Source organism: Mycobacterium sp. Dal123C01 (assembly GCF_052566995.1).
The window spans coordinates 4098076-4115421 of the sequence record NZ_CP199580.1; the positions used below are offsets into that span (position 1 = coordinate 4098076).

Genomic DNA, 17346 nt, shown 5'->3' on the forward strand with positions numbered 1-17346 from the left:
TCGTCGACATAGCCAGATGACCCCTGGATCACCGCGGCAGTGGCGCTTCCGGTCGACGCGGGATTCAGCGCGAAATAGTGGAAAGCGCAGACATATTGGTGTAGGGAGATGAAATGACGAAGCGCACGGCGCTGGTGACCGGCGCCAACGGAGGTATCGGGTCGGCAATCTGTGATCGGTTGCGTGCCGCCGGGGTGGCGGTGCGCACGATGGACGTGACGGGTCCGGCCGACGTGGTCATGGACTTGTCCGCCGGCCCGATTCCGGCAGAGGCGGTGCGGGACATCGACGTATGTGTTTCCGCAGCGGGCATCGTCGGCACCTTCGCCCCGGCGCATTCGATGTCGGCGGAGAAGTGGTCACGCGATATCGACGTCAATCTCACCGGATCCTTTCGCGTCATCCAGGCTTGTCTACCGGGGATGCGGGAGCGGCGCTTCGGGCGCATCATCGCGATCTCGAGCATGGCGGCTCAGCTCGGGTCCACCGGGAAGGTTGCCTACGCCGCCGCGAAAGCCGGCTTGTACGGGATGGTGCGAACCATCGCCATCGAGAACTGCTCGCGCGGTATCACCGCGAATTGCGTTCTGCCCGGGATGATCGCCACCCCACCGGTGCTGGCACTGCCCGAAGCCGATCAAGAACGCATCAGGGCCGCAGTGCCCAGCGGCCGCTTCGGCCGTCCGGAAGAAGTCGCCGATCTGGTCACGTTCCTCGCGCGCGACACATCCGGCTACATCACCGCGCAGGAGATCGGCATCGACGGCGGGCTGCAGCTGGATTCGCTCTTCGTCGGTCCCACCCGGCCCGGACCCGCCGATGGCTAATGCCACCAGCCGCCGGGTGGCTTCTGCGGCCACGATGCAGGAGGCCGGTCCCGCGAGGTTCGACGTGGTGGTCATTGGTGCCGGCATCAGCGGACTATGCGTCGCCCATCATCTGCAGCGTGCCGGCTTTTCGTACCGCCTTCTCGAGCAGGCACACGGCATCGGCGGGACCTGGCGCGACAACACCTATCCCGGATGTGGGTGCGATATCCCCGCCCCGCTGTACTCCTTCTCGTTCGCCCAGCGGTCGAACTGGACGCGGTTGTTCGCAAACCAGCCAGAGATTTTGGAGTATCTGCACGAGGTCGCCGCACGGTGCGGCGTCACAGAGCACATCGATTTTGCCACCAGGGTGATTTCGGCGCGCTGGCAGGAATCACGGCAATGCTGGGCGGTCCAGACCTCGTCGGGCACTGTGCTGGAATGCCGCTTTCTGGTCTCGGCCAAAGGGTTGCTTCAACGCCCCCGCTATCCCGACATCGCCGGGCGCACGACCTTCGCCGGCGCCGCATTCCATTCGGCCGAATGGGACCACTCCGTCGAGCTGCGCGGCAAGAGGGTGGCGGTGATCGGCACCGGGGCCAGCGCAATCCAATTCGTGCCCCGCATCGCACCGGATGTCGAGCATCTCACTGTCTTTCAGCGCAGCCCGGGCTGGGTTGTGCCGAAAGCGGATCGAAGGTTCTCGCCTCGTCAACAGCAGTTGCGCAGATTCGGGCCCTACCGCTGGTACACCAGGACGCGGCTGTTCTGGATCCATGAGCAACGTGTCAAAGGCTTCATCGATACCTCGGCCGGGATGCCCGACGCCGAGCGCTTAGCGCGAACGCTGTTGCAGCGCAAGGTGGCTGATCCGCGGTTGCGGGCCGCTCTTACACCCGATTACGTAATCGGCTGTAAGCGTCTGCTGATATCGAATGATTACTTCCCGGCCCTCAGCCGTGACAATGTCTCACTGGTGACGTCCCCGATCGCCGAGATGACAGCCGGCCAGGTGATCACCGACGACGGGCGGCCGCACGGTGCTGACGTCGTCATATACGCGAGCGGGTTCGACACCCAATCCGCGCTGTCCGACGTCGAGATCGTGGGACACGACGCGGAGAGGCTGTCCGATCGCTGGCAGCAGGGGGCCTCGGCGTACTTGGGAACAACCGTGTCGGGGTTTCCCAATTACTTCGTCATGCTCGGCCCCAACTCGGCGCTCGGCCACAACTCGCAGATCTTCATGATCGAAGCCCAGACGCGATACATCCTGAGTTGTCTGAAGACCGCTCGGCGCCGCAAGCTCGGCGCCCTGGTAGTTCGGCCGTCGGTCGAGCAGACGTTCAACGACTGGCTGCAGGGACGTCTCGCGCATTCGGTGTGGCAGGCGGGGGGATGCCGCAGTTGGTACCAGCATCCCGCCACCGGCAAGAACACCGCGCTCTGGCCTTCCTCGGCAATTGAGTTCTGGCACAGGACACATCGCATGCGGTTATCGGACTATCACACGAGGCGCCGAATCGATTGCGGCCCGGCCCTGCCGCCACCGTTGGCACCCTAAGCGGCATGTTTGGCCAGTGCGATACCGACTCGCACTTCGATGTCGCTGACTGTGATGGTGGGTGCCCGCGGCGGGGCCGCTGACCGGTAGGTGTGGCTCGTTGGTGTGGTGAATTCTGCTGTGTGAATGTGGGTTCCGTCGATTCCGGTGGCGACCCGCCACCCGTCGGTCTCCTTGGTGTAGTTGCACCCCTCGCACAAGCCGAGACCGTTGGCCGCGCTGGTAGCTCCGCCGTCAGCCCACGGCTGCGCATGGTCGCGGTGTCGGATCGGCGCGTCGCAGTAAGGCGTCCGGCATCGTTGATCACGCAGCTCGATGAAGGCGGCCAGACCGCGGGGAAAAAGCCGCGCCCGCGATTCCATCGCCACCAGCGCTCCGGCGCGAGGATGCGCATAGAGCCGACGCAGCGTCGCCCGGGACCGCCGGTCGGCAATGGCGCGCGACACCATCGCGCGGGCGACCGCCGCTGGAACGGGACCGTAGCCATAGACATCGGCCGGCGCGCTATCACCGCCTAGCAGCGTTTCATCCGAGAGGACCAGATTGACCGCTATCGGAGTGGGGACCGCCGCGTCGCGCCCGGTGACGCGCTCGACGAGGGTGTCCGCCATCGCCTGTCCGCGTGAGCGTCCGTCGCAGCGCACGTCGGCCTCGCGGCGCAGTGCCGCATACACCGAAACTCCTTGGGCTACCGGCAATAACGCGGTCAGATACGTCATGGTGTCGGGCGCCGGCCGAATAGTGACCGTGCGTTCGTTCTCGGCCTTGGCCGCTCGTTCGACGACAGCATGTGGGTCCAGCCGATAGGCGATCGCCTTGGCGGCGGCGGCCACTCGCGCATCGCCCATTCCGTTCAGGCTGGCCCGCTCGGCGCACAACTCGGCATCCAACGTGCGGCGGTCCTCGACGTCCAGGCAGGCGCTCTCGCGCACGATCAGGGTGGCTCGCCACTCCGAGAGTGCCCCGCATTCCAGCGCCGCCAGCGTATGAGGCATCTCGTGCACAAGGGCTTTCGCGAAGCCAAGATGCCGACCGCCCCGGGCGGGCGAGTCCCGTCGCGCCAGCGCGACCTCGCTGGCAACACCGCGCCCGCGCTGCGCAGCAGGCACACCGGCGGCTGCTTCGCCGGCTCTACGCGACGCGTCCAGGGCGGCTGCGGCTCGAACCTGGCCCGCCGCCGCGGCGGACTTGATCCGCTCCAGCTCGGCGATGCGCTCGATCAGTGCTGATTCGCCGACGGACGGATCGACCTCCACCAATGCCTCGAACATGTGTTCGATACTATACGGCTCCACCGACAGGGGTGCCGGGCACGGCTTCGCTCAGGCGTAAGCCTGCACGGGCGGGCACGAACACATGAGGTTGCGGTCCCCGTAGGCGCCGTCGATACGACGCACCGGCGGCCACACCTTGGGCCGGAAGGCCTTGCCGAGCGGATAGGCGGCCTCTTCCCGCGTGTACGGGTGATCCCAGTCGGCGACCAGCAGGCACTCGGCGGTGTGCGGTGCCCCCCGCAGCGGATTGTCGTCGGCGGGCCACTCCCCTGAGCCGACGCGATCGATCTCAGCGCGGATCGCGATCATGGCCTCGCAAAATGCATCGATCTCGTTCAGGTTCTCGCTTTCGGTGGGCTCCACCATTAGCGTGCCGGCCACCGGGAAGCTCATGGTTGGCGCATGAAAGCCATAGTCCGCCAGGCGTTTTGCGACATCGTCGACGGTCACGCCGGTCGATTTGGTAATACCGCGCAGGTCCAGGATGCACTCGTGGGCGACCATGCCGTTTTTGCCGGTGTACAGCACGGGGAAATACTCGTCGAGCCGGCGGGCGATGTAGTTGGCCGAGGCGATCGCGGTGAGCGATGCCGCCCGCAGCCCGTCGGCGCCCATCATCCTGATGTAGGCCCAGCTGATCGGCAGGATCGAGGCCGATCCGTAGGGCGCCGACGACACCGGATGACCCTCGGGTAGCTCGGGAGCGTACGGGTGACCCGGTAGGAACGGCGCCAGATGCGAACGTGCGGCGACCGGACCCACGCCCGGGCCGCCGCCACCGTGCGGGATGCAGAACGTCTTGTGCAGGTTCAGGTGGCTCACGTCGCCGCCGAACTTGCCCGGCCGGGCCAGTCCCACCAGGGCGTTGAGGTTGGCGCCGTCGACGTACACCTGGCCGCCGGCGTCGTGCACGGCTGCGCAGATTTCGGCGATGTCCTGTTCGTACACGCCGTGCGTAGACGGATAGGTGATCATCAGCGTCGACAGTCGATCGGCATGCTCGCCGACCTTGGCGCGCAGATCATCGAGATCGACATCGCCGTTGTCGTGACAGCCGACCACGACCACCCGCATCCCGGCCAGGGCGGCCGATGCCGCGTTGGTGCCGTGCGCGCTGGACGGGATCAGGCAGATGTCGCGGTTCGGTTCGCCGCGGCTGGCGTGATAGTCGTGGATCGCCAACAGGCCGGCGTACTCGCCTTGTGAGCCGGCGTTCGGTTGCAGCGACACCGCGTCATAGCCGGTGATCTGGACCAGCCAGGTCTCCAGATCGCTGATCAGACGACGCAGCCCCGGGGTGTCAGCCGCCGGAGCGAACGGGTGCAGCCGGGAGAACTCAGGCCAGGTGATCGACTCCATCTCGGCGGCGGCGTTGAGCTTCATCGTGCACGAGCCGAGCGGAATCATGCTGCGGTCCAAGGCGATATCCTTGTCCGCCAGCGTGCGCAGGTAGCGCATCATCGCCGTCTCGGTGTGGTGCTGCGTGAAGGCGGGATGGGCCAGGAACTCCGATGTGCGCGTGGCGATATCGGTGGGGACCGGTTCGCCGGCCGACACTCCGAAGGCGTCCAGAACCAGGGCCACGTGGGCGTCGGTGGTGACTTCGTCGCAGGTCACCGAGACGTGGTCGGCGTCGACACGCCACAGGTTGACGCCCCTGGCCTTCGCTTTGGCCAGCACCTCGTCCGCACACCCCGGCACCTGCGCCAACACAGTGTCGAAGTAGGTGTCGTGCACCAGAGCATCGCCCAGCGCGGTGGCGATGGCTTGGGCATGACGATGTACCCGGCGGGCGATGGCGCTGAGCCCTTCGGCGCCGTGATAGCTGGCGTACATCGCGGCCATCACCGCCAGCAGCACCTGCGCGGTGCAGATGTTGCTGGTCGCCTTGTCGCGGCGGATGTGCTGCTCGCGGGTCTGTAAGGCCAAGCGATAGGCCGGTGCACCGTCGCTGTCGAGCGAGACGCCGACCAGCCGGCCCGGCAGCTGACGGGCGTGCATCGCGTGCACCGCCAGGTATCCGGCGTGGGGACCGCCGAAGCCCATTGGCACACCGAACCTTTGGGTGGTGCCGAACGCGACGTCGGCGCCGATCTCGCCAGGCGGGGTGATCAACGTGCACGCCAACAGGTCGGCGCCGATGGCGATCAGTGCACCCCGTTCGTGGGCTTCGGCCGCCAGTGTGGACCAATCCGTGATCCGTCCGCCGGCTCCGGGCAACTGGGCGATGACGCCGAAGAAGTCACCGTCCGGGAGGCCGTTACGGAGATCGGCGGTGACGATTTCGATGCCCAACGGCTGGGCACGGGTGGCCAGCACGGCGGCGGTCTGAGCGAACACGTCGGTGTCGACCGCCAGTCGGTTCGCCGTGCCGCGTGCCGCACGGTGCATCAGCGTCATGGCCTCGGCGGCGGCGGTGCCCTCGTCGAGCATCGACGCGTTGGCGATCTCGAGCCCGGTCAGGTCGGTGACCATGGTCTGGAAGTTCAGCAGCGCTTCCAGCCGGCCCTGGCTGATTTCGGGCTGGTAGGGCGTATAGGCGGTGTACCAGGCGGGGTTCTCCATGATGTTGCGCAACAACACCGGCGGGGTGAGCGTGTCGTAGTAGCCCTGTCCGATCATCGACACCGACACGGTGTTGGTATCGGCCAGCGCACGTAGCTCGTCTAGCGCCTCCGCCTCGCTCGCGGCCCGGGGCAATGCGTCCAAACCCGGTGCGGCACCGCTCTCGGTGAGCTTGTCGATAATGTCCACCGGCAGCGCTTTGGACGCTAGCTGGTCGAGCGAGGCGATCCCGATGACATCGAGCATGGCCGCGATGGCCTGGCTGTCCGGCCCGATGTGCCGGTCGGCGAAGCTTTTGGATTGATCGAATTCCCCCACTGCGACTCCTGACATGGGCGAGAACGGCAACATCGCCAGCAAGCTGGCGTTGCGGTCCTCCCCCTCTGTCGTCAACCCATTCGGGCGCCTGAGAGATTCGACAACCCGATCCCCCGCGTTGCCTTTCCCCATGGGCGGGTGAGCGAATAAATTCGGCTCACCGCTTTCCAGAGACATCGGGACCCCGAGCGGTCCGGGTGCCTGAGAGATTGACGGAGAGGTGTTGCTCCTTCGGCGTCCGTGGCTGGCGGCCACGGAACTCTCCCGCGCGGGGGCGATGCACAGCTGAGTTTACCCGTGGTTTACCCGCGAGGGATGCAGATGGAGAAAAGGAGCTCGTGCGTGTTCCCGTCGGGGAATGCGCGGCGGCTAGCCGATCTTGCGGTCGCGATGCTTGCGCCGGGAGGCCAGTTCGTCCTCCGGTGCCGCAATCGACTCACCGCCGTCAGCGCGCTCACCAGGGAAGTCGGCGATAACGCCGGTCAGCTCCCGCATCGCGCCGGACACGGCGATGCCGAACACGCCCTGTCCGCCCTGCAGTAAGTCGACGACTTCTTCGGCCGACGTGCACTCGTAGACGGTGGTGCCGTCCGAGAACAAGGTGATGTTGGCCAGATCCTCGACGCCGCGCTGGCGCAGATGGTCGACCGCGACCCGGATGTTGTGCAGAGAAATACCGGTGTCCAGCAGCCGCTTGACGATTTTGAGGACCAGGATGTCCTTGAAGGAGTAAAGCCGCTGGCTGCCGGAGCCCGCCGCACTGCGAATCGATGGCACCACCAACGACGTGCGTGCCCAGTAGTCCAGCTGGCGGTAGGTGATTCCCGCGATCTGGCAGGCACTCGGCCCGCGGTAGCCGACCAGCTCGTCAGGCACCGAATCGTCAGGAAATAGCCCGGGTTGTACGGGTCCGCTGGCCACGGTGACGCTCGGGTCACCATTGGTCGCGGGGTCCGCAAGGTCCAGCTGTTCTTGACGTGGCTGGTCGCTCACAGGTGGTTCCTCTCGCCGATCGCGCTCTTGTCACTAGCTGCGTCCACTGGCTGTCGTCGCAGCCACGTTGGCTTAGGCCCGAGTGCTTGAGAGCTTACGCTGTTCGATCGCTGCCGTACCTTATCTCGTGATCAAAGTATGGCCGCCGTAAGGGCAACGGGGCCGCTATCGCTTAGGCGTGTCGACATCACAGTGTCAGATGAGACGGATCCGTGATGTCGACGTCCAGCGCATCGCCCGCGCCGACGAACCCCTGACCCGCCGTTTCGTCGTGTGTATCGTCGGCAGGCCGCTGGGATTCCCGGTTTAGGTGGCCTTGAAGTCGTCGGGCGAAACACTGTCGAGAAACTCCTTGAATTTCTCCACCTCGTCCTCCCGAACAGCGGTGTTGGACTCCTCGTCGCTCTCGTCGGGGATCAGCAGACCGGCCTGGGCGAGAACGGCCTCCTCGACATAGATCGGCACGCCGACTCGCAGCGCGATCGCCACCGAGTCCGAGGGGCGCGCCGACACGGTGATGTTGCGGTCAAAGACAAGGTCGGCGTAGAAAGTGCCTTCCTGTAAATCGACGATCCGCACCTCTTTTAGTGAATGTCCAAGTGCGGCAATGAGATCCCGGATCAGATCATGCGTCAGTGGGCGGGGCGGCTCGACGCCTTGTTGTTCGAGCGCAATGGCGGCTGCTTCGGACTGCCCGATCCAAATCGGCAGGTAGCGGTCGCCGTTGGCTTCGCGTAACAACAGCACCGGCTGGTTCTGCGGCTGTTCCACGCGAATGCCGACAACACGAACTTCACCCATTAGTGTCTGCCCTCCGCACATGCCGCCGTGTCCGACTTTCACTCGGAGCGACGACCCGGTGAAACACCATTTCTCTCCATGCCGCCGAGCACCAAGCTGTTGAACGAAGTCTAGTCCTCAGCGTCGCAGAACGTCGCGAACGGCGGACTTGATCAACGACGTGTGCAAAGTGATCGCCAGTGCGGCAACCTCACGCGCCAGGTCGTCGGCGCGATCGCGGGCACCGGCTTTGCCGGCTTTGACTACCGGCCCGGCGATTTGGGCGATCAGATCGGACTGCCGGTCGGCGGCCGAGCGGAAGGCACGCAGATGACGGGCCTCGACGCCGTAGTCGGACAGCGCTCGCGCACACTGCAAGATCACGATGGTGTGCTCGTCGAAAAATCCGCCCGGGCCGGTGGTGATCACCCCGGCCCTGACCAGTGCGGTAAGCAGGTCATCGTCCACGCCCGAGCGTTCGAGGAGGTCCTCTCGGCTCAGCCGGACGCGGGTGGGTGCCACCGCGGCCGTATCGGAATCGGTGTCGGGGGCGGCATCGCCATCCCCCACCGAAACCAATCGCGGTACGCCGTAAGGCGATCCGAACGGTGGCAGCTCACCGTCGGGCTGGGCGTCCAGCTGGGATCGGATCACCTTCAGCGGTAGGTAGTGATCGCGCTGCGCAGTGAGAATGAAGCGCAGTCGCGCGCAGTCGTACGCAGTGAATCTGCGGTATCCCGACGCGGCGCGCTGCGGCGTCACCAGTCCCTCAGCCTCCAAGAAGCGAATCTTGGAAATTGTGACATCGGGGAAATCCGGCCTCAATAGATCCAGGACCGCCCCAATCGACATCCCGGCCAGGGCCGGGCTATCGGGTGCGCTCACTAGCCTCCAGATCCTCCATCGTCGTCACCTTTGGGCCCCGTCAGGAACACCAAGCGGAACTTGCCGATCTGCACTTCGTCACCGTTTGCCAACACCGCCGAATCCACCGGCTCGCGATTGACGTAGGTTCCGTTCAGGCTACCCACATCGACCACGTGGAATTCGTTGTTTTCCAACCTGAATTCAGCGTGGCGGCGGCTCACCGTGACGTCATCGAGGAAGATGTCGCTGTCGGGATGCCGGCCTGCCGAGGTGATGGCCTGGTCGAGTAGGAACCGCGATCCAGCATTGGGCCCGCGTTTGACGACTAGCAACGCCGAGCCCGCCGGAAGTCCTTCAACCCCGGACACCGTGCTCTCGGAGCCCGATTGCGCGGGTGCGTCCAGTTCGTTGAGGAAGTCGGCGCGGAAAACCGAAGTTGTCTCCACGGTGACTTCATCAGAAGTCTGGTCGTTGTCCATGTCCGTCACGCGCTGCTCCTCACTGGCCGCTGTGGCGTTGTCTGACCGGGCCGCTCGGCCGGCTTCCCACTAGGTTCGTAACCCCTGTAATGCCGATTACTTGCCTTCTCATGCTGTTGTCTTGACCGTACCGCGCGGTGGTTCGGAATGGGCTAGCCACCGGCAGGATCGCAAGCCGATCGTCCGGCCAGCCCCCTCACCCCAGCGCGGCCCCACCGCGGGCCGTGTCATGGCCCAATGCCGAAGCCGCGCGCAGGGCTGGCAGGGACATTAGCAACCGTCATTCGGTCAGTGTGCCGCGGTAGGCCTCGGCGTCAAGCAGCGCGGAAATGGCGGATTCCAACTCCGAGCCATCCGAGACCTGGATATCGAGCAGCCAGCCGGCACCGTAGGGATCGGAGTTGACCAGTTGCGGGCTGCCTTCCAGATCGCCGTTGACTGCAGTCACTTTGCCGGAAACCGGTGCGTACAAGTCGGACACGGATTTCGTCGATTCCACCTCGCCGAAAGCTTCGCCCGCGGTCAACTCGGCGCCCTCGTCGGGCAGTTGGACGAAAACAACGTCGCCCAGTGCCGACTGCGCGAAGTCGGTGATTCCGATCCGCACGGTGTCGTCACCGCTCCGGCGAACCCACTCGTGTTCGGCGGTGTAGTGCAGATCGGGCGGGATATCGCTCACGGTAATCCTGTTCTGGTCGGCTGCTGTTCGGGCTAGTTCACTTCACGGGCTGAGCGTATTGGTGCGGTTTTGGTTGTCGCAAGGTGGTCACGTCCAGACGGTCGCCCTGCTGCACAGACATGCGTCCGCCGACGCGCTTGATGCTGTCCTCTGCGCCACCCGGGATGTTCATGGCCGCAGCCAGCGTGGGTGGATCGCCAATCGCCAGAATCGAATACGGCGGCGACAGCGTCCTGTTGTCGATGGTCAACGAACCGGGTGTGCCGACCACCCAGGTGTCGACGCCGACCCGCACGGACTGGTGTGCACCGTTGACCTCGATCGCCTCGGCTCCTGCGGCCCGCAGCTCATTGATCACGTCGAGCAGTACCTCCGGTGACACCCCGGGGCCGGGGTCGTCGATGGTGACGGTGACACCGGGCCCGGTCGCGCCCACGGCGCCGACCAGGATGGACAGCGCGGCCAGTCTCGCCTGCGCGCTTTTGATCGCGGCCTGGTCGGTGTTGCCGGACGCCTGCAACGAATTCAGGGTGTTCTGCAGTTCGTTGACTTCGGTGTTCAGCGTGGCCTCGCGCTGGCGCAACGAATCCAGCAGCACCAGCAGATCCGCGGGGCGCGCCGTGTCCAGGGAGTCACCCGAGCGGGTCTGGCGGACCTGGGTGACGATGGCGATGCCCAGGACCAGACACAGCAGGAACGCCAGCGCTCCGAACACCAGCCGGGACCGACCGCTGCGCAGCATTCCGGACAACCCGGTCCGGCCTACCGCTCCGATCTCGGGGCGCGGACTGTGCGCGGGCAACTCGTGCCGGCCATGCTGCGCAGCGTCGCCGGAGTCGGGGTCAGCTGTGGAAGCATCCTGTTGGGTTGGCGTGTCACGACTTTCGTCGGCCGCGCCATTCGGCTCGTCCTGGCTCACGCTGACCTCATCTGGGTCATGGCGCCGCTCCTCCTCATCACTTCGCTCTGCATCGTCGCCGGCGCGCGTCATGCCCCGAAGAGCCGGCGCCGCAGCGCGGCGGCGTTGCCGAAGATACGGATACCCAACACGACGATGATCGCTGTGGACAACTGCGTGCCGACGCCCAACTGGTCCCCGACATAGACGATCAGCGCCGCCACAAAGACGTTGAACACGAACGAAATCACGAACACCTTGGGGTCGAAGATCCGTTCGAGATAGGCGCGCAGCCCGCCGAAGACAGCGTCGAGCGCGGCGACCACCGCGATGGGCAGATACGGCTGCACGACCTCGGGCACCGCGGGGTGGAAAACCAAGCCCAGCACGATGCCGATCGCAAGCGCCGCGATACCGATCATGCGCAGGTTCCCGTCCGCATTCCCCCCAGGGGGAGCTGTCTTACGAAGACTTTTCTCACTAGGGCCCAATCTGTTTGGCGAACTTGACTTCCCGGATCGATCCGGCCGGCAGCGAAAGCCCGTCGGAGACATTCACCGCGATGCCGACACCGTAGGAGGCCTCCAGCAGCCTAAGACGCTGCAGTCCGGGGCTGTTCTCGAAGACGTCGCGCATTCCGTGCGGCGGGCCGACCGCGAGGATCGTGTAAGGACTGCTGGTGGGGTTGTTGTCGACCAGGATCGCTCCCCCGGCTTGACGGATCGTCACGTTCGGCCCGACCCGCACTCCACCGACCGAGATGGCCTCGGCGCCGCTGGCCCACAACGAGTTGACCACGAGCTGCAGATCGCGGTCGAGGATGATTTGCCGGCTCCCGCTCACCCGTTGCTTGGACACATCGGAAAGATTCGGGCTGGCACCGGGATCGGTCACCTGCACGGTCAGACCGGGGCCGATGATCGCTGTGCTGGCGGCGGCCAGGCTGAGTCCGTCCAGCCGAGTCAGCAGCCGCTGACCCTCTGTGTCGTCCGCCAGCGCGAGCCGCTGTACGTCGTCGACCCGGCTCGACAGCGTGCTGCGCTGCTGGGCCAATTTGGTGGCAGCGTCTTCCGTCGCCCGCACACTTCGCGCCAACAGCTGCTGGGCCGTGTGCACACCGGGTTCGACCGAACGGGCTTGCGCGACCGCAGCGGCGAACACCGTGGCGACCAGCATCGCCGCCAGCGCCTGCCAAAGCCAGCCGAAAACGCGTGCCCGCCCGGTGTGGGGTGTGGCCTCGCTAGCGCGTCGTTCGGCCGCCGCGGCGTAGCCGGGATCCAGATGCTCCGACAGCAGCGCGCGCAGCAGGGACGGCACCGGGATGAGTGTTGGCCGCGCCGCGGCGTGTGCGCTGCGCCCGGCGTTGGGGTCATAGCCGCCGAGCGAGCGGTCCGGTTCAGCCATGCTCACCCGCCTCGGGAGTGTTCGGCCGGGTTGCCTGCTGTGCGACCTTGGGCATCCGGCGCATCACCAGGACCATCTGCACGGCATACAGGACGAATGACCACAGGTAGGCGTACATACCCCAGATCAGAAAACCCCAACCGCAGGCGCCTATCACCCTGCTCCACAACGCGTCCGACGTGCCCAGCAAAACGAGCGGAAAGCCGGACATCAAGGCAAACGTCGCGGCTTTGCCGATGTAGGTCACCGGCAGCGCCGACAATCCGCGACTGCGCAGCAGGGGCAGCGTGGCGGCCAGCAGCCCGTCGCGCGCCAGCAGCGTGATGACGAACCACCACGGCACGATTCCGCTCAGCGCCAGCACGATGGGCACCGTCACCATGTAGAGGCGATCGACCGCGGGATCCAGCAGGACGCCCAACCGCGACGACTGGTCCAGCGTGCGGGCGATCTTGCCGTCGGCCCAGTCGGAGGCGCCACTGAACATCAGGATCGCCACCGCCCACCCGTTGGCGTGCGCGAACATCAGGACGTAGATGAATACCGGAATGAGCAGCAGGCGGATGGCGCTCAGCAGGTTGGGTACTGTCAGCACCCGGTCTGGCGGATCCGGCTCCATGAGCCGTGACCTTAGCTCGGCGACGATGCGGTCCGCATCGCGGACCAGTCGGTTAGCGGAACACTCCGGGCAGGCTCAGGGTGGACAACGTGTCATCGGACAGCGGGTTGTCGTTGACCATGTATGTCCACGTCGACGTCGGTCGTGCCAGCTTGGACAGATCGAGGCCCGGCTCCTCTTCGAGGACGTTCGCCGTTTCGAACGTCTGCTGAGCGGCTTCGATCGCGTCCGCGGCCAGCGACGCGAACGCGTCGACCGCCATCCGGTGGAATTCGTCCAGCGGATTCTGCCGGCCCAGCGCGCGCAGATGGATGCTTTCCCGGATGTCGGCCAGGTAGGCCAGATGATCGGCCCAGCCGCGATCGAGGTGATACAGCATGATCTGCCGGCAGATCGTCTCGAGCCGTTCTTCAGAGATTCCCTCGGTCTCGGCCAGCTCCTCGTAGCGCTTCGGCGCCAGATCGGCGAGCTCCTCACGCGCAGCTGCGGTGCATAGCAACGTGTTTCGGCGATCCACGATGATGGCGCGCTGCTGGGCGATCAGCTGGTTGTAGCGCCAGGTGTTCGCGTGCACGTCCAGCAGCCGGCCCTCCGCGACGCGCTGCGCGTGATCGAGCAATGCGCTGGTCTTGGGGCTGACGATCTTGCCGTCCTCGTCGGTCTGCTCGGGCAGCTTGTTGCGATCCAGGTTGGCCGCGACGACGTCGTCCTCCCAACTCGAGAAAAACACCGACGAGCCCGGGTCGCCCTGGCGTCCGGCGCGCCCCCGCAGCTGGTTGTCCAGCCGCTCGGTGTGATGGCGGCCGGTGCCGACCACGTGCAGCCCGCCCAGCTCGGCGACCCTGTCGTGGTCGGCTTCGTCGGATCCGCCGAGGCGGATATCGGTGCCCCGCCCGGCCATTTGGGTGGACACCGTGACCACGCCGTACTTGCCGGCCTCGGCGATGACCTCGGCTTCCTCGGCGTCGTTCTTGGCATTGAGCAGGACCGCCGGCACGCCGCGGCGCACCAGCCGCTCGTGCAGCTCCTCGGATTCGGCCACATCGCGGGTGCCGACCAGCACCGGCTGTCCCGTCTCGTGCACGTCGGCGATGTGGTCGACGATCGCGTCGTTCTTGGCCGCGGCGGTGATGTAGACCCGGTCAGACTCGTCTTCACGAATGTTGGGAGTGTTCGGCGGAATTGGTGAAACACCCAGCTTGTAGAACTGGCGCAGTTGCTCACCGGCGGCCAGCGCGGTGCCCGTCATTCCACACACGGTCGTGTAGCGGTTGATCAGCGCCTGCACCGTGATGGTGTCGAGCACCTCACCCGTCTCGGTGGTCTCGATGCCTTCCTTCGCCTCGACAGCGGCCTGCAGACCGTCCGGCCAGCGCTGCAGCTGCGCGATGCGGCCACGGGAGGAGTTGATCAGGTGCACGGCATCGTCGCGGACGATGTAATGCACGTCGCGGTGCAACAGCACGTGGGCGTGCAGTGCGACGTTGATCTCGGTGAGCGTGGTGACGACGTGTTCCTCGGAATACAGATCGATGCCGCCGAGCGTCTTCTCGACTTTGCGGGCGCCGACCTCGGTGAGGTGCACGTTGCGGCTGTCGGAGTCGGTGTCGTAGTCGACGTCGGCGGTGAGCTCGCCAACCAGTTCGATGATCTCCAGCCGCGGCGTCTCCCGGTGCGTGGTGCCGGCCAGCACCAGTGGCACCAGCGCCTCGTCGACAAGCACGGAGTCGGCCTCATCGATAAGGGCCACATCGGGATTGGGCGATACCAGGTCGTCGACGTCGGTTACCAGCTGATCGCGCAACACGTCGAAGCCGATTTCGTTCACCGACGCGTAGGTGACGTCGCAGTCGTAAGCCGCGCGCCGCTCCTTGCTCGTGGATTCCCCGGTGATCCAGCCGACCGTCAGTCCCATGGCCTCCAGCAGCGGGCCCATCCATTCCGCGTCGCGGCGGGCCAAATAATCGTTGATGGTGACCACGTGCACGTGGCGGCCGGCGATCGCGTACCCGGCGGCCGCGATCGCGCCGGCCAGTGTTTTGCCCTCACCCGTCGCCATTTCGATCACATCGCCGTCGAGCATGCGTAGCGCGCCCAACAACTGAACGTCGAACGGCCGCAAGTCCGTTGACCGCTCACCCGCTTCCCGGGCGATCGCCAGGAACTGCGAGATGTCCTCGGAGTCAGCGAGACCGTCGAGGTTGAGCAGTCCGGCCGCCTTGCGCAGCTTCTCGTCTTTGAGGCCGGCGGCCTTCTCGTCGTATTCGGACGCGTCGCTGACCTGCGAGAGGGAGCGAGTGCGGTCCTTTTCCGTACTGGCGCCGAGCAGTCGCCAAAATCTGCTGCTCAGGCGGCCCGGTTGAGTGCGGGTGGTGTTTGGCACAGGTCAACGGTACGCGGTGAGCAGCGTTGCTCCGGTCAGGCCCGACCCGTCAGGCGAGGTTCGATCGCCGGGGATAGGCGATGCTCGGGTCGGTGAGCACATTGACGACGGCGGGCAGGCCGCTGGCGAAGGCCCGCTCCAGCGCGGGCCGCAGCTCGACCGGCGCGGACACCAGCTCGCCGTGGCCGCCGAGGGCGCGTACCACCTCGTCGTAGCGGGTCCCCGGACGCAACTCCGCGACCACTGAATAGCCGTAGATCGCCTCCATCGGATGCTTTTCGAGGCCCCAGATTCCGTTGTTGCCGATCACCGACACGACCGGCACTTGGTGCCGCACCAGGGTGTCCCATTCCATACCGCTGAAGCCGAATGCGCCGTCGCCTTGCAGCAGGACGACTTGACGCTCCGGGTGGGCCAGCTTGGCCGCCAGGGCGTAGCCGGGGCCTGAGCCAAGACAGCCGAAGGGCCCGCTGTCGAGCCAGCAGCCCGGCTGATAGCTGTCGATCACCCGGCCCGCGTAGGAACCGAAGTCGCCGGCGTCGATTACCACGATGGCGTCGCGGTCCAGCATGGGCGCGAGTTCGGCGTACACCCGCATCGGGTGCAGAGGGATCCGGTTGTCACCGAGATCGGCTGTTTCCTGATCGCGTGCGGCGGTCTCGGCCGTGCGCAGCGCGGCGATCCAGTCTCGATGGTCGGCTCCGCTGGGACCGGACAGCGCCGAGAGAATGGCCGTGAGGTCGCCGTAGAGGCCGGCGGCGACCGGCCGGGGATGCTCCCGCTCGGGCTCGGCCCGATCGGCCACGACGAGCTGCGTTTGCGGCCCGAACACCTTGCCGAAACCGAGCCGAAAATCCATCGGCACCCCGACGACGAGGGCCACATCCGCCTCGCCCAGCGCTTTTGCCCGTGCCCGCGAGAACGCCAACGGGTGATCGGCGGGCACAACGCCGCGGGCCATCCCGTTCATCAGCACCGGGATCCCCCGCTCCTCGGCAAGCCGCAGCAGCGCCACCTCGGCGTGTCCCCACCAGACGTTGGTGCCGGCCATGATCACCGGCCGCTGCGCGGCGGCCAGCAGGCCGGCGGCACGGTCCATTGCGTCGCCGTCGGGCGTGGGGGCCGGTGGCGGCTCGCTGAGCACGCCGGGACGGCCGTCATCTTCGGACACGGCGAACACGTGATCCATCGGAAAGTCGACGAATCCGACACCCGACGGGGCGCCGACCGCGGCCCGCAATGCCTCGTCGACCAGCCGGCCCGCGTCCTCAGCGGACTGCGCGGTGGCCGCGAAGCGAGCCAGCGGCGCCACGAACGGCACGTGGTCGATCTCCTGCAGCGATCCCATGCCCCAGCGCTGCGCGGGCGCCCGTCCACCGAGCACCACCAGTGGTGACTGGTTTTGCTGCGCGGCCGCCATCGCGCTCATTCCGTTCGTGACACCCGGGCCCGCGGTGAGGGCGGCCACGCCCGGCACCCTGGTCACCTTCGACCAGCCCTCGGCGGCGAACGCCGCCGTCTGCTCGTGACGGGTGTCGATGAGTCGAATGCCCTCGTCGCGGCAGCCATCGTAGATGGAAAACAGATGGCCGCCCGACAACGTGAACAGGGTGTCGACACCGCTGGCCCGCAGGCGCCGGGCGATCAGGCGGCCGGCATGGACGATCTGGCTGGACGGAGCGTCGATGCTCATCGTGGCAGCCTATCCGCCGGT

Annotated in this window: 15 protein-coding genes and 2 riboswitches; of the genes, 2 read left to right on the forward strand and 13 right to left on the reverse strand. The window is 66.2% G+C overall.

From position 1 onward, the window contains the following. The first annotated feature begins 113 nt into the window (after positions 1-113). Both ACTXG5_RS19350 and ACTXG5_RS19355 read left to right on the forward strand, forming a co-directional pair. Positions 114-827 carry an SDR family oxidoreductase gene (locus tag ACTXG5_RS19350; RefSeq protein ID WP_445160330.1) on the forward strand — a complete coding sequence of 238 codons (714 nt, stop codon included), beginning with the start codon at positions 114-116 and terminating at the stop codon, positions 825-827. Continuing rightward, entirely contained in the window at positions 820-2373 is a 1554-nt protein-coding gene (locus ACTXG5_RS19355) for a flavin-containing monooxygenase (protein WP_445160331.1), read from the forward strand. The genes ACTXG5_RS19350 and ACTXG5_RS19355 overlap by 8 nt, the downstream gene beginning before the upstream one ends. On the opposite strand, the gene ACTXG5_RS19360 is transcribed toward ACTXG5_RS19355, so the two are convergent. The 13 genes from ACTXG5_RS19360 to ACTXG5_RS19420 all read right to left on the reverse strand — a co-directional run bounded on the left by ACTXG5_RS19360 (position 2370) and on the right by ACTXG5_RS19420 (position 17325). Continuing rightward, positions 2370-3644 carry a DUF222 domain-containing protein gene (locus ACTXG5_RS19360; protein WP_445160332.1) on the reverse strand — a complete coding sequence of 425 codons (1275 nt, stop codon included), beginning with the start codon at positions 3642-3644 and terminating at the stop codon, positions 2370-2372. The genes ACTXG5_RS19355 and ACTXG5_RS19360 overlap by 4 nt on opposite strands. A gap of 51 nt (positions 3645-3695) precedes the next feature. Beyond that, positions 3696-6545 carry an aminomethyl-transferring glycine dehydrogenase gene (gene gcvP, locus ACTXG5_RS19365; RefSeq protein ID WP_445164499.1) on the reverse strand — a complete coding sequence of 950 codons (2850 nt, stop codon included), beginning with the start codon at positions 6543-6545 and terminating at the stop codon, positions 3696-3698. 40 nt (positions 6546-6585) lie between these two features. After that, a riboswitch (glycine riboswitch) is annotated at positions 6586-6709 on the reverse strand. Further along, positions 6710-6807: riboswitch (glycine riboswitch) on the reverse strand. 92 nt (positions 6808-6899) lie between these two features. Next, on the reverse strand, positions 6900-7523 hold the full coding sequence (locus ACTXG5_RS19370; protein WP_445160333.1) for a MerR family transcriptional regulator: 624 nt from the start codon (positions 7521-7523) through the stop codon (positions 6900-6902). A 306-nt stretch (positions 7524-7829) separates the two neighbouring features. After that, a complete protein-coding gene (locus tag ACTXG5_RS19375; protein WP_036469133.1) occupies positions 7830-8324 on the reverse strand; it encodes a bifunctional nuclease family protein in 495 nt (164 codons plus the stop codon). A gap of 117 nt (positions 8325-8441) precedes the next feature. Beyond that, positions 8442-9188, reverse strand: a complete 747-nt coding sequence (gene ftsR, locus ACTXG5_RS19380; protein WP_445160334.1) for a transcriptional regulator FtsR — start codon at positions 9186-9188, stop codon at positions 8442-8444. Then, positions 9188-9649, reverse strand: a complete 462-nt coding sequence (garA, locus tag ACTXG5_RS19385; RefSeq protein WP_276073105.1) for a glycogen accumulation regulator GarA — start codon at positions 9647-9649, stop codon at positions 9188-9190. Before garA ends, ftsR begins: the two co-directional genes overlap by 1 nt. A gap of 280 nt (positions 9650-9929) precedes the next feature. Then, on the reverse strand, positions 9930-10328 hold the full coding sequence (gene gcvH, locus ACTXG5_RS19390; RefSeq protein ID WP_445160335.1) for a glycine cleavage system protein GcvH: 399 nt from the start codon (positions 10326-10328) through the stop codon (positions 9930-9932). 37 nt (positions 10329-10365) lie between these two features. Then, a complete protein-coding gene (locus tag ACTXG5_RS19395) occupies positions 10366-11247 on the reverse strand; it encodes a DUF881 domain-containing protein (RefSeq protein ID WP_445160336.1) in 882 nt (293 codons plus the stop codon). A 68-nt stretch (positions 11248-11315) separates the two neighbouring features. Further along, complete coding sequence (locus tag ACTXG5_RS19400) at positions 11316-11648, reverse strand: small basic family protein (protein ID WP_007170008.1); 333 nt, start codon at positions 11646-11648, stop codon at positions 11316-11318. 58 nt (positions 11649-11706) lie between these two features. Beyond that, a complete protein-coding gene (locus ACTXG5_RS19405; protein WP_445160337.1) occupies positions 11707-12630 on the reverse strand; it encodes a DUF881 domain-containing protein in 924 nt (307 codons plus the stop codon). Continuing rightward, positions 12623-13249 (reverse strand): CDP-alcohol phosphatidyltransferase family protein, encoded by a 627-nt coding sequence (locus ACTXG5_RS19410; RefSeq protein WP_445160338.1) that lies wholly within the window; start codon positions 13247-13249, stop codon positions 12623-12625. The genes ACTXG5_RS19405 and ACTXG5_RS19410 overlap by 8 nt, the downstream gene beginning before the upstream one ends. A gap of 52 nt (positions 13250-13301) precedes the next feature. Continuing rightward, complete coding sequence (gene secA2, locus ACTXG5_RS19415) at positions 13302-15632, reverse strand: accessory Sec system translocase SecA2 (protein WP_445160339.1); 2331 nt, start codon at positions 15630-15632, stop codon at positions 13302-13304. A 49-nt stretch (positions 15633-15681) separates the two neighbouring features. Beyond that, positions 15682-17325, reverse strand: coding sequence for an acetolactate synthase (locus tag ACTXG5_RS19420; RefSeq protein ID WP_445160340.1), 1644 nt, complete (start codon positions 17323-17325; stop codon positions 15682-15684). Positions 17326-17346 lie beyond the last annotated feature (21 nt).